Here is a 13,192-nt window from a genome sequence, read left to right as displayed (position 1 = left end):
GTAACTTTAAATACTCTTTTGAGGGGATGAGACGGGGCACGCCCCGTCTCTACAATCGGATACGATTCACGTTATATTAAGATGTTCTCTATCTCCTGCAATTCTTCCCCGGAGAAAGAGATATTATCTAACGCTTTCAGGTTATCCATCAATTGGGCGACAGAGCTAGCGCCAATTAATACGCTAGTTACCCGTTCGTCCTTTAATAACCAAGCGAGCGCCATCTCCGCCAAGGTCTGTCCACGGCGGGCGGCTACCTCGTTTAGCTTACGGGCCTTTTCCACGGCCTCCGGGGTAACTTGAGAGGTCTGCAAATGACCGGTCGATTTCGCCGCACGGGAATTCTCCGGAATTCCACGCAAATACTTATCCGTAAGCAAGCCTTGCGCCAACGGCGAGAACGCTATCATACCCACACCCTCTTCCTTCAATACAGGCAATAAATCCGGTTCCGTCCAACGATCGAACATCGAATAGCGGGCTTGGTGAATCAAGCAAGGCACCTTATGCTCTTTCAGTACGGCCAAAGCCTTACGGGTCTGGTCTGCGTCATAGTTGGAGATACCTACATACAAAGCCTTTCCTTGCCGGACAATATCGGCCAAGGCCCCCATCGTCTCCTCGATCGGAGTCTCCGGGTCCGGACGATGGGAGTAAAAGATATCCACATATTCCAGTCCCATCCGTTTCAAGCTCTGATCCAAGCTAGCCATTAAATATTTACGGCTTCCCCAATTCCCATACGGTCCCGGCCACATATCGTAGCCCGCCTTCGTAGAAATAATCATCTCATCCCGATAAGCGCCCAAGCCCTTCTTCAATATCCGGCCAAAATTCTCCTCCGCCGATCCGTAGGCCGGGCCATAATTATTCGCCAAGTCGAAATGAGTCACGCCATGATCGAATGCGGCGTGAGCGATCTGGATAAAATTACTGAACACATCCACACTACCAAAGTTGTGCCACAATCCCAAGGAAACGGCCGGCAATAAGATACCGCTCCGTCCGCACCGCCGATATACCATATCCGCATAGCGATTCTCTTCCGCTTTGTAAAACTCCATATGCTCTTTCTTTTTTTAATTATTATATCTCATCCGGCCAAGGAACCGGTTTACCTGTCGCCTTAAACGACGGACGTTGCCCGTCCACTTTCCGTAAATACGTACCCAATTCCCCGGACAGACGCTTTACGATATCGGGATGCTGCCTTGCCACATCATTATGTTCCCCTATATCCTCCGGGATATTAAACAATTCCTTCCTCCCCGTCTCGTAATAATAGATCAGTTTCCAGTCTCCATTACGAACCGAGCAAGTCGGACCGATTCCCGGCCCGTCATTACCCCATATATTCGGGCAGTTCCAGAATAAGCTACGTCCCACGGAAGGATCTCCCGTACCTTTTAATAAAGGCATGAAACTGACGCCATCTATCGGCTGTACAGTCTTATACCCCTTTATGCCTGCCATCTCCAAGATAGTTGGATAGAAATCCTCGATAATCAAGTATTTATCACATTTGCTTCCCGGCTTCACCACCCCCGGCCAACGCACGATCATAGGCTCACGGACTCCTCCCTCATAGGCGGAGCCTTTACCACTGTTCAAGGGATAGTTTTGCGTATGGATCTCTCCGTCACGCCATCCGGGCTCGCTGGAAAGACCGCCGTTATCGCTCATGAAGATCACGACCGTGTTATCCGCCTCGCCATTCTTCTCCAACCAGTTCATCAAATCGCCCAGACTCTTATCCATACCCTCTATCAAGGCAGCGTAAGCCGCCTCTTTAGCCGTTAACCCCTTATCGATATATTTCTGGTAGAAACGCTTGTCCTTATCAATCGGGATATGGATCGCATAATGTGACATATATAGGTAGAACGGCTGGTTATATTTCTTAGCCTTGTCCAACGCCTTGATCGCCTCCTGCGTCAAGGCCTCCGTAGCGAAGGTGTCGCTTCCCCAATACTTTTCCAATCCGGGGATAGCGTTCGGAGCGTAAGGTTTACCATCCTTGGTATGCCCGTAATTATTCTCGCCGAGGTAACTGGCGAGACCTCCGGCGGCATGCCCGGCTATATTGACCTCGAATCCCCAATGATGCGGGTCCTCCCCCGGGGTATCGATCGCCCCAAAGTGCGCCTTGCCGCAATGGATCGTATGATATCCGTTATTCTTCAATATCTGCACGAATGAAGTACCCACAAACGTATTATTCGTCCCGCTCACTTGAGCCACGCCGTTATAATTCCAATCCGGCAGGGTAAGCACATCACTCTCCCGGTCGGTCGTCTTATCCTTAAAAAGTGTCCAGTTCGTAACCCGGTGACGGGCGGCATTCGTCCCCGTGATCAAGCTACAACGAGTAGGCGAGCTGATACTGCTAGCGTAGGCTTGGGTAAACATCATACCCTCTTTCGCCAATCGTTCCATGTTCGGGGTCTCATATACTTCATTATAATGCGTCTTTTGAGTCCAGAAAGGCAAGGACGTATCCTCCCATCCCATATCATCCACCAAGAACAAGATGATATTCGGGGGACGACTGGCATTCTGGGCGTTCACTACCGCCGATACCGACAATAAAGCGATGGGGATAAGCTGAGTCTTCTTCATGATTGGCAACGGATATTTGTATTCTACGAAAGTAGATATATTTCACCGAAAAACAATATTGTTTCATATACAAAATAATATTGTCTTATGTATTATACTTTTCCGGACATAAAATAAGGGGCCCTTGACAAAAAGAGTCCCTTACCTAATATCTTATACCCAATGATTTATCTGGAAAGCCTTAACGCAAACGATCCAAAGAACGTACCAGCGCCTCATCGGCCCCGATATTACGGATCGCCAGATAATCCAAGATCAGATTGACCAACGGGAAGGAAAGAGCGATCTTAACACTTACGCTGGCACCTTCCATATCCCCCTTCAAGGAATAGATCAAGAAGGCGAAGAAACCATAAAAGCCCAATATCAGCAATGCGTTGAATACGCAAAGACGGATTTGCAGGATTCTTTTCCTATATAAGAAGATCGTCACCAAGGCAATGATAGCGATGATAGCGGTCAAGGCAAATAAGCCCCACGCCGGGTATAGTAATTCCGGCTCACCGATCATCGTGCTCAACCCGCTAGCATCGAACGAGAAGAGAGCGTCTCCTTGTTGCAACACGGCCAACGGCAAGAATAAGGTAGCGACCGTAAGCACCACGATAATTAGCAGGTAAACAGTTTGTATTCTTTGTAACATGGTAATTAGTTCGTTTTAAATGGAAAGGCCGACTCATTTGAGGGTCAGCCTTTCCGATGTTCAAAAATATTTCTTCTTAGAAGTTATTCTTCTCTTTAGCAGGATTCTTGTAATAAACCTTGCCATCCTCATACTCTTGAGCGGCGATCAACGTTGATTTCGGAAGTTTCTCATAGTAGCGTGAAATCTCGATCTGCTCACGGTTTTCAAAGACTTCCTCCAAGTTGTCATTGTAAGAAGCGAACTCTTGAAGTTTCTTTTCCAGATCTTGTTTCATCTCAACACTAATCTGATTCGCCCGTTTTGAAATGATAGCGACTGTCTCATATACGTTACCCGTTTCTTCACTTAACTTCATCATGTCACGGGTTACCGTATTGGTAGGAGCGTTTGATTTTCTGTAATCCATTTTCGTTTTATTGATTAAATTCGCTTAATATGCATCTGTAATTCGCTTGCTGGCATAGTCGTAGAACTTCGTTACCTGCTTTACGTAGTTACCTTCCGGATACTCGTTCATGTAGTTGTAATACTCGTCAACCACATCCCGGTAACGGCCCTGCAACTTCTCCTCTACGGATACTAGCGCCAACTCGTACTTCGCACGGATGATAAGGAACATGAATTCCTCACGATACTTGGAATACGGGTAATTCTTCAAGGCGTTCTGCGCCGTGATCACGCAAGACTGGAAGTTATTCCCCATATAGGTACCTAGATTGAAATACAAGCGGGTGGCCATCAATTCCTTGTAAGCCAACTTCTCCTGAAGCTCGAACATGATGTTCTGCGCTTCCTCGGCCCGTTCACTTTGCGGATAATACTCCAAATAAAGTTGCAACTGCTCGATCGCCTTATACGTCTGCGACTGGTCTAACCGGGGATCCGGAGAGTCCAGATACAAACCATAACCGGAATAGAAACGGGATAATTCCGTAAACTCCCCTTTCGGATAGGTCGTATAATAGGTCTCGAAGTATTGCGAAGCCGTCTGATAATCTTTCTGACCGTAATAGCTTTGCGCCAACAAGTACAAGGACTCCTCGGCATAAGCTGTTCCTTTAAAGATTGTAACCAGTTCATCCAGCAGAGTAGCGGATTTCGAGTATTGCTTCGCGTTGAAGTATTTCTTCGCGTACGAATATTTCAATTCGTAATCCGTGCTCTTCAGTATCTTATTATACTCTCCACAAGAGGATAATAGTACTGTCATCATCATCAGTAAAAATACAACCTTTTTCATTCACATACTTTTAGCGTGCAAAATTAGTGCTTTTAGGCGAATAAATGAAACCCAAAACGTTAATATTTACAACTTATATAAATCGCTAGCAGCGATCAATTCCAATTTATTCGCTTTCAAAACCTCCGCGCACTTATTGACATCGTCCGGACGGATGATCACGTTAGCAGCGTCGCCTTGAGAAAAAGCGTACATATATTCAATGAAGATCCCGGCCGAGGTAATGATATCCATCGCCTTTGCCAAGGCTCCCGGCTGGTTGGGACAATGCAAGCATACCACGTCGGCCACGCTTACAGCGTATAACTTTTCACGAAGCACGGATATCGCTTTCTCCGTATCGGATACGATTAGGCGAAGGATACCGAAATCGGAATTCTCGGCTACCGTGAAAGCGGACATATTGACCCCTGCCTCCCCTAATATCTTGGCGACTTCCGTAAAACGGCCTTTCTTGTTTTCCAGAAAGATTGATAATTGTTTTATTAACATAGTACTTAATCTTTTAGAGGTTATACTAACTTACGTTTATCGATCACGTGTTTTGCCTTACCCATACTACGTTCGATACTACGCGGCTCCACGATCTTGATGTCCGGTTGCAAACCGATCACGCTCTGCATGCGGGCGGCGATCTTCTTTTTCAAGGCGATCATCTTGTTCATCTCGTCCGAGTAGTATTCTTGGCGAACCTCCACCTGTATCTGGAAGGTATCGGTATTGTTCATACGATCCACCACGATCAGGTAATGCGCCTCGAACTCCGGCAGCTCCAAAATTACGGATTCTACCTGAGACGGGAAAACATTTACGCCACGAATAATCAACATATCGTCACTTCTACCTAAAATACGTCCCATACGAACTGCCGTACGTCCACAGGCGCACTTCTCGTAAGTCAGCGAGGTCAAATCACGTGTACGGTAACGAAGCATCGGCATACCCTCCTTCGTAAGCGTGGTGAAGACCAACTCTCCTACTTGTCCCGGTTCCACCGGTTGTAAGGTATTCGGGTCCACGATCTCCGGGAAGAAATGGTCTTCCCACAGGTGGGTACCGTTCTGGCACTCACACTCGCCACCGACGCCCGGCCCGCAGATTTCCGTCAAGCCATAGATATCGTAAGCTTTGATATTTAGTTTCGTCTCTAATTCCTTACGCATATTCTCCGTCCAAGGCTCGGCACCGAACGCTCCGACACGTAGCTGGAATTCCTCCAAGGGAATACCGGACTGGTGGATAGTCTCCGCCAGATACAAAGCGTAAGAAGGCGTACAAGCCAAACCCTTCGCCCCGAAGTCGTGCATCAACTGGATTTGTTTCTGGGTATTACCGCTACTCATCGGGATCACCGTACCACCGATATTCTCCACTCCGGCATGGGCACCCAAGCCTCCGGTAAACATTCCGTAACCATAGGATACTTGCACGGAATCGTTCTTTGTCAAACCATAGGCGGTCAGGCAACGAGCCACCACCTCGGCCCAAATACCCAAGTCCTTACGGGTATATCCCACGACGATAGGCTTACCTGTCGTACCGGAAGAGGCATGCAGACGGACGATCTCGGACATCGGCACGGCCATCAAGCCGAAAGGATAGTTATCACGCAAGTCTTGTTTTACCGTGAACGGTAATTTCGTTATATCATCTATTGTCTGTATATCGTCGGGAGCAATGCCCATCTCCTGCATTTTCTTGCGATAAAACGGGGAGTTATGGTAAGCATGTTCAACAACTCTTTTCAACCGTAGGCTCTGTAGTTTCCGCATTTCCTCACGGTCCATACATTCAATAGTTTCGTTCCAAATCATGGTATTTGTCTGTTATCTTTTAAAGTTAGTAGTCTAAATCCGCCGCAAAGTAACAACTTTTTTTAAATCGGCACCCTTTTGTTACGAAAAATTAGTCACGAGGCGATCATTTCAACTCCTTCACCTTGATATTGCGGAACGCTACCTCATCCCCATGATCCTGCAAAAGGATGTGTCCTTTCGGAGCCTCGCCGAAAGCACCACCCGCATTATAAGATGGATCAGCGTATTTACTGCCCTTCACCAAATCACGGAACTCCTTGCTGCCACGCTCGTACTCCAATACCTTCACACCATTCAGCCAGTGCTCTACGTGGTTGTTCGGGAATACCTTCACCACGGCCGTATTCCACTCTCCTACGCCGTTGAAATGGATGTTCTCGCTTTTCTTCAGATCATACAAGCTTCCAAGGGTACGACTACCGGGGAAAGTCGTGTAAAGCTTGGCATCCGGGTGCTTAGCGTCATCCAATAGCTGGAACTCCAAGCCGTAAGCGGAGCCTTTTTGCTTCTCTTGCTCGGTCACGAAGTATTTAATACCGCTGTTGGCCCCTTCGGTGATCTTAAAATCCACGCTGAACTCAAAAGCGGAATATTCACCCTCCGTAACGATATCGCCTCCGTTCGTAGACTCGCTACCGTCGGATTTCTGCACGATCAATTCGCCATCTTTCACCATCCATCCGTGATCCGGGAAAGCGTCTTTGTGCGCTCCACGCCAGCCTTTCGTTGTCTTACCATCAAAAAGGAGCGCCCAACCCTCGGCTTTCTCTTGGTCGGTCAATTGATTGATCGCCGGTGTAATTACGGCCATCGGTACTACCTTAGCTGTCTCTTCCGTGCTTTGCGTGTTTTTTCCACCGCAGGCGCAAAGGATCATAGCGCTCATGGCGGTACAAATTACTAGTGTCTTCATGTCTTATTTATTTTAATATATATAATCAAGCTATGTGTGCGTCCACAAAGATAATCGATTTCATAAAAAATAGACGTATCTTCGCGATATAAATATTAAATGATTATTTATATGAAACAACTAAAGACCGCCTTGTTCGATTTTGACGGCGTAGTAGTAGATACGGAACCTATTTACGATTTATTCTGGAACGATGCCGCTAAACGTTATGGCTTAGGTATCGATAATTTCGCTGATATTATAAAGGGTACGACCCTACCGTATATTCTGGAGAAGTATTTTTCCGGATATACGGAGGAGTTCCGCCAAATGGTGACCAAAGAATCTACAGAGTATGAGAAGACGATGCCCTTGCCTCCCATGCCCGGCTCCATCGAGTTCATCCGTATGCTGAAGGAGCACGGCGTACAGATAGGCTTGGTTACCAGCTCGGATAACGCGAAGGTGAAACGGGCTTTCGGGCTTCTACATCTGGACAATCTATTCGATACCCTAGTGACCGCCGACCGCATCACGCAAGGTAAGCCCGATCCGATGTGTTATCTATTGGCGGCGAAAGACTTGAACGTATCTCCCGAGGATTGTATCGTATTCGAGGATTCTTTCAACGGCATACAGTCCGGGAAGGACGCAGGGATGCGTGTCATCGGGTTAAGTACGACGAATCCGGCGGAATCTTTAAGAGATAAAGTATATGAGGTAATCCCCAATTTCGAGAAAGTCACGTTCGAGGATTATTTGAGATGGTAAGCAATCGAGAAAAAGGAAATGATTATTTCCTTCATTCCTTCACCTACCCCTTTACACACACCCACACACATGTATGCGTACATTAATAATTCGCGTATGCGTATACGTGCGTGTGTGTGTAGGAGCCGGTGAAGGAATGAAGGAATAAAGGAAACGCCTGTACTGGCAATGGGCTACACCAGTATCGGCGAGAGCCGGAAGCAATACTGGTGTAACCCCACGGCAGTACTGCCGTGGGGCTGTGACTATATTGGGATCAGAAACTATATCCTACGCGAACGCCCAGCATGGCCTGATCGAAATCCTTGATGATATTATACTTCACCTCCAATCCTATCGAAAGATTGTCGGTAGCATAAACCTCACCGCCTAAACCGATATTGGCTCCCAGACGAGTCTCGTTATGAGAAAGGCCATGGCCCGCATCCCAATTCCAAAAGGACAGACTAAGCCCCGCTAATGGATAAAAACCGAACATCTCACTTAACTTCACTACATAATGAGCATTCAAGTCGATCGCCCAAGTGCTGTGATTGTCATTCTTTACGAAATAAGTAAGAGACGGGCTCAAACGTACCGCATCCGTGATACAATAGCGGTAATCAACTCCTAACGTGGCATTCTTCGAATCGAATCCATAACCGATGTTAAATCCCACGGCAGATTGTCCTTGCTGCGTCTGCGCATAAGCTCCCAGACTAAAGACTGCTAACATCAGCATCATTACAAACTTTTTCATACGCTTTCTTTCGTTTAGTTCAACATTAGATTATTATTGGTATTTATTTTACTTTCAGTCGATCGCCGGCACTCTTCACGATGCTACGGTAATAGTCCTCGTCATATCCGGGAAAATCGGGAGATGCGGGCTGGCCGTACGGATTACGCTTGAACTGTCCGTTCACCTCTTTCTTCACGTTTCCATCGATGTATTTTACCAGTAAATACTCACCCAATTGCTTCCAGCGGGCGGTAGCGGAGTCTGAATTAGTCGTGCTATACCACGTCAAGAACTTGACAGCCTCCGCCGGGTCCTTGGCATACAACTCCTGAGCCGCCTTATCGATAGCCGGTACGGTCTCTTGATAACCATTCTCCAACTCCTGCTGTACCTTACGGATATCCTGAATCATGAAGCTATATTTGTGGTAAGCCATATTAGCCACCCAGTTATGAATCCAGAAAGCGGAAGTCCAAGAGAAGTTCAGCAAATCGCCGTTTCCCACCCGATAGCACTCCGGAACATCCGTTACCGACGCATATACAGGAGTGAAGACCGCCATATCAGCGTCGTCCACGGCAAACCACAAGATACCACCGATAGCGTCCGGCAACCAGTTACGCATTTGTGGAACAATCACGAAGCCCGTTTGTTGCGTCGCTATGGCACGTTCATTCGTATATTCCTGCCCGTCTACCTCGAACGTCATCGGCCGCCAACGGTAAGGAACCTTATACGAGCCGGCACCGGCATCTTTCGTCATATCCAGATCCGTTCCCTCGTAATGGTCGCGCATGCCATTCTGTACATCTTGAACGGAAAGCTTACGATTCGGCTTGACATACAGAGGCATCGGCTCCTTGGAAGGATCACCCTTGATAAAATCCGTATACTGATCCATCGTGGTATCATATTTACGGAAGAAAGACCATACACGAGCCTCGCATCCACGCAAGGCGCTGAAATCATACGGGCAATAAGCCTTGGCGAAACTGAAATCAGCGTCCTTTCCCTTGAAATATCCTTTCTCACGGGCGAAAGAAACCACATCCGGCGAGTATATGCAATTCTCCTTATCGTCAAACGGTATCTGCTGGATACGGGACTGGTTGGCATGCGCCGAGATACAATCGTCCGGGATGCGGATCGCTACCCAAACGGCACCTTTGTTACCCGGTCCCTTACCGATCATCTCCATCACCCAAGCCTCGTTCTTATCGGCGATAGAGAACGTCTCGCCACTGCTGTAATAGCCATATTCCTTTACTAAGTCCGTCATGACCTTGATCGCCTCACGGGCCGACTTGGAACGTTGCAAAGCGATGTAGATCAAGCTACCGTAATCCATGATACCCGTCGTATCCACCAATTCATGGCGTCCGCCGAACGTACTCTCCGTGATAGCCACCTGATGCTCGTTCATGTTACCCACTACGGAATAGGTATTCTCCACTTGGGCGATCTTGCCCAGCGGTTTTCCCGTATCCCATTCCTTCACTTCCAACATGGCGCCCTTCGGCCATGTAGCGGCGGGCCAACGATACATCTCCCCATACAGGGAATGCGAGTCCGCCGCATAACTAATCATTACCGAACCGTCTGTCGAAGCCTTCTTGCCCACCAGCAAACCGGTACAGGCGATAGCCTCCACCCCAGATAACAGGGCGGCGCAAGCGGTTAATAAAATCCAACTCTTCTTCATATAAATAAAGTTTTAAGCAAATAAAAGCATATATACACCGGCGCCGCAACAATAGCCGATCAACGCCAAGATAGAGAACCGTTTCGTATAATACATAAAATCGATCTTCTCCAATCCCATTACCGTAACGCCCGTGGCCGAACCAATGATCAAGATGCTACCCCCCGTCACGGCACAATAAGCCAAGAAGGTCCAGAAACCACCGTCCGATACAAAGAACTGTGCGTAAGGCGATAAGTCGGCCACCTGCTCCACGATCGGGTACATACCCATCGTAGCAGCTACCAAGGCTACGTTATCCACGCAGGAGGACAAGGCACCGATCACGAAGCTGATCAGATACGGCTCATGTACATGCTTATCCAAGAAAGCGGACATGATACCCAACTGCCCGGAGGTCTCCAGCGCTCCCACGGCCATCAAGATACCCAAGAAAAAGAAAATCGTAGCCAAATCGATATTCGGCAACAATTGGGAAATACGGAGTTTCTGGGACTCATGCATGTGCAGCTTGCTATACATCAAATCCGTATAGAACCAAAGGATCACCAATCCCAGCAAGACGCCCAAGAACGGCGGCAAGTTCGTCACCATCTGGAAGACAGGCACCAACGCCAAGGAAAGCACGCCGATCACAAAGATCATCCGACGTGAGCGGTTCGGTATCTCTGGTATGTACTCGTCGCCTTGCTCCTCCTCGCTCAACACACGCAAGGTAGATCCTTTCTTGAACAACCAGAAATGGGCGATCGTCAACGGCACCAACATATTAACCAAAGCGGGGATAAATACGTGAGAGATCTGGTGCATCGCCGAGATATTCTTTCCGACCCAAAGCAAGATGGTCGTCACATCACCAATCGGCGACCATGAGCCACCGGCGTTCGCCGCTATAATCACCATACAGGCATATTTCAAACGATCCGTACGATCCGGTACCAGCTTACGCAACACCGCCATGATCACGATAGCGGCCGCCAAGTTATCCAACAAGGCAGAGAAGAAAAAAGTAGCGAAACTTATATACCACAACAGCTTACGTTTATTCGGCGTACGGATATACCCGGTCACGGCCCTAAAACCACCATGCTTATCCACGATATCCACGATCAACATGGAACACATCACGAAGAAAAGCGTCTCGGAGACGTTTCCTAAATGATAAACAATCGCACGGTTCGATATAAAATTAATAAATTGCTCATGCGGGGGCAAGCTGGCCATCTCCGGATTCTGGGTCAAGAACTCTTGAAAGATCGTACTGGAGCGTTCGACGAAAATATTGTAGGCATCGAACATCAATATCATCCACATAGAGATAGCCATGAACAACGCTATGGCCGCTTTATTTATTTTGATCTTATCCTCCAAGGCAATAGCGAGGATTCCTAAGACAAAAATGACAGGCATTAAAATGAACATATAATCAAGATTTTAATTGTTTATATAGAAGCTGTATCTCCTCCGGCCAAAGCGCCTCGTCCGGGGTCTCTAGGATTAAGGGCATATTGTCGAAACGGGGGTCCGCCATGATCATGCGGAAGGTATCAAGGCCCATCAAGCCTTTACCGATACTCTCGTGCCGGTCCACACGCGATCCCAAATCTTTTTTGGAATCGTTCAGATGCATACCTCTTAAATAAGAAAAGCCGATCACCTCGTCGAAATGACGGAATGTCTCGGCAAACCCCTCCGGTGTCTTTATATCGTAACCGGCGGCAAGCGTGTGCGCCGTATCGAGGCATACTCCTACCCGGCTCTTATCCTCTACCTCATTTATAATATAGGCGATCTGCTCGAAGGTATATCCCAAGTTCGAGCCTTGCCCCGCCGTATTCTCTATCACGGCACATACGCCACTCGTCTGAGCCAACGTGATATTGATCGACTCGGCGATGCGAGACAGGCAGGTATCCACCTCCATCTTCCCCAAATGGCTTCCGGGATGGAAATTCAGCATTTTCAGTCCCAGTTGCTCGCAGCGTGTCATCTCGTCCAGAAAAGCGTCACGGGATTTCTGCAATCCCTCGGCGTCTGGGTTCCCCAGATTGATCAAATAGCTATCGTGCGGCAAGATACATCCCGGATCGTAACCGTACGCTTCACACCGCTCCTTAAATAAATGGATACTGTCCGCCTTCAACGGCTGCGACTTCCATTGCCTCTGATTCCGGGTGAAAAGGGCAAAAGCCTTCGCACCGATCTCATGGGCATTAACGGGGGCATTCTCAACCCCACCGACCGCACTCACGTGAGCCCCAACATACTTCATAATAACCTAACTTTTCTTTTTATTTATACTAATGTTCATCCTCAGTCTTACACCCGCAAAAACCAAACTCCTCCATCGCACGTTCTTGCGGGGTGATGAAATAAACCATCTCGGCACGGGTACACAACTCATTCGCCGAGTTATAGATCTCGGTCTCTATGAAGATGGCGTTCCGTTTCCGGTCTGTCATCCGTCCCCGTATCGTCAGTTGGGGCTCGTCCGTAGAGATACTCTTCATAAACTTGGCGTCGAGGCGTGAGGTCACCCCGGAGGTCTGCAACTTCCTCAAGACCACCCAGCCGGCCAACTCATCCATCAGCGTAGTCTGTATACCTCCGTGCAACGTACGTAGCCATCCTTGGTAAGTACCTTGCGGCTTCCAGAACGCCACGATATCGTCACCATCCTCAAAAAACTCCATATGCAGCCCCAGCGGATTGTTCGGAGCGCAACCGAAACACATATAACCGTCCAGCCCTTCCCACGGATTAATTATCTTTTTCATATCACGA

The 13,192-nt window shown here is 48.0% G+C and carries 14 protein-coding genes; 1 reads left to right on the top strand and 13 read right to left on the bottom strand.

Annotated elements, in window-relative coordinates; all coding sequences use genetic code 11:
* Nucleotides 1-71 precede the first annotated feature (71 nt).
* The 8 genes from mgrA to CI959_RS17020 form a co-directional block, all read right to left on the bottom strand.
* The gene (gene mgrA, locus CI959_RS17055) at nucleotides 72-1,064 is read right to left on the bottom strand and encodes an L-glyceraldehyde 3-phosphate reductase (RefSeq protein ID WP_005856758.1); all 993 of its coding nucleotides are present in this window, start codon (nucleotides 1,062-1,064) and stop codon (nucleotides 72-74) included.
* 22 nt (nucleotides 1,065-1,086) lie between these two features.
* Nucleotides 1,087-2,619, bottom strand: coding sequence for a sulfatase (locus CI959_RS17050; RefSeq protein ID WP_005856756.1), 1,533 nt, complete (start codon nucleotides 2,617-2,619; stop codon nucleotides 1,087-1,089).
* A 181-nt stretch (nucleotides 2,620-2,800) separates the two neighbouring features.
* On the bottom strand, nucleotides 2,801-3,262 hold the full coding sequence (locus CI959_RS17045; RefSeq protein WP_005856754.1) for a DUF4293 domain-containing protein: 462 nt from the start codon (nucleotides 3,260-3,262) through the stop codon (nucleotides 2,801-2,803).
* A gap of 76 nt (nucleotides 3,263-3,338) precedes the next feature.
* Nucleotides 3,339-3,671 (bottom strand): DNA-directed RNA polymerase subunit omega, encoded by a 333-nt coding sequence (locus tag CI959_RS17040; protein WP_005856752.1) that lies wholly within the window; start codon nucleotides 3,669-3,671, stop codon nucleotides 3,339-3,341.
* A gap of 24 nt (nucleotides 3,672-3,695) precedes the next feature.
* Complete coding sequence (locus tag CI959_RS17035) at nucleotides 3,696-4,505, bottom strand: outer membrane protein assembly factor BamD (RefSeq protein WP_005856750.1); 810 nt, start codon at nucleotides 4,503-4,505, stop codon at nucleotides 3,696-3,698.
* A gap of 66 nt (nucleotides 4,506-4,571) precedes the next feature.
* Nucleotides 4,572-4,997: a hypothetical protein gene (locus CI959_RS17030; protein ID WP_005856748.1), complete on the bottom strand. Its 426-nt coding sequence runs from the start codon at nucleotides 4,995-4,997 to the stop codon at nucleotides 4,572-4,574.
* Nucleotides 4,998-5,017: 20 nt separating this feature from the next.
* Nucleotides 5,018-6,319 (bottom strand): phenylacetate--CoA ligase family protein, encoded by a 1,302-nt coding sequence (locus CI959_RS17025; RefSeq protein ID WP_005856746.1) that lies wholly within the window; start codon nucleotides 6,317-6,319, stop codon nucleotides 5,018-5,020.
* A gap of 106 nt (nucleotides 6,320-6,425) precedes the next feature.
* Nucleotides 6,426-7,235 (bottom strand): DUF1080 domain-containing protein, encoded by an 810-nt coding sequence (locus CI959_RS17020; protein ID WP_005856744.1) that lies wholly within the window; start codon nucleotides 7,233-7,235, stop codon nucleotides 6,426-6,428.
* 111 nt (nucleotides 7,236-7,346) lie between these two features.
* Here CI959_RS17020 and CI959_RS17015 point away from each other — a divergent pair, with 111 nt between their 5' ends.
* Complete coding sequence (locus CI959_RS17015; protein WP_005856741.1) at nucleotides 7,347-7,985, top strand: HAD family phosphatase; 639 nt, start codon at nucleotides 7,347-7,349, stop codon at nucleotides 7,983-7,985.
* Between the two features lie 256 nt (nucleotides 7,986-8,241).
* Here CI959_RS17015 and CI959_RS17010 read toward each other — a convergent pair whose 3' ends face one another.
* The 5 genes from CI959_RS17010 to CI959_RS16990 are packed head-to-tail and all read right to left on the bottom strand — an operon-like array spanning nucleotide 8,242 to nucleotide 13,185.
* Entirely contained in the window at nucleotides 8,242-8,724 is a 483-nt protein-coding gene (locus CI959_RS17010; protein ID WP_008772096.1) for a porin family protein, read from the bottom strand.
* Between the two features lie 43 nt (nucleotides 8,725-8,767).
* Nucleotides 8,768-10,408, bottom strand: a complete 1,641-nt coding sequence (locus CI959_RS17005) for a dipeptidase (protein WP_005856738.1) — start codon at nucleotides 10,406-10,408, stop codon at nucleotides 8,768-8,770.
* A 12-nt stretch (nucleotides 10,409-10,420) separates the two neighbouring features.
* Nucleotides 10,421-11,830 carry a sodium:proton antiporter NhaD gene (gene nhaD / locus CI959_RS17000; RefSeq protein WP_005856736.1) on the bottom strand — a complete coding sequence of 470 codons (1,410 nt, stop codon included), beginning with the start codon at nucleotides 11,828-11,830 and terminating at the stop codon, nucleotides 10,421-10,423.
* A 4-nt stretch (nucleotides 11,831-11,834) separates the two neighbouring features.
* Nucleotides 11,835-12,680 carry a deoxyribonuclease IV gene (gene nfo / locus CI959_RS16995; protein ID WP_005856734.1) on the bottom strand — a complete coding sequence of 282 codons (846 nt, stop codon included), beginning with the start codon at nucleotides 12,678-12,680 and terminating at the stop codon, nucleotides 11,835-11,837.
* Between the two features lie 28 nt (nucleotides 12,681-12,708).
* The gene (locus tag CI959_RS16990; protein WP_005856732.1) at nucleotides 12,709-13,185 is read right to left on the bottom strand and encodes a PaaI family thioesterase; all 477 of its coding nucleotides are present in this window, start codon (nucleotides 13,183-13,185) and stop codon (nucleotides 12,709-12,711) included.
* Nucleotides 13,186-13,192 lie beyond the last annotated feature (7 nt).

The sequence above is a fragment of the Parabacteroides sp. AT13 genome, assembly GCF_002272965.1.
Lineage (GTDB): Bacteria > Bacteroidota > Bacteroidia > Bacteroidales > Tannerellaceae > Parabacteroides > Parabacteroides distasonis.
The sequence above is the reverse complement of the archived record's forward strand: the minus strand, read 5'-3'. Positions and strand labels throughout refer to the sequence as shown.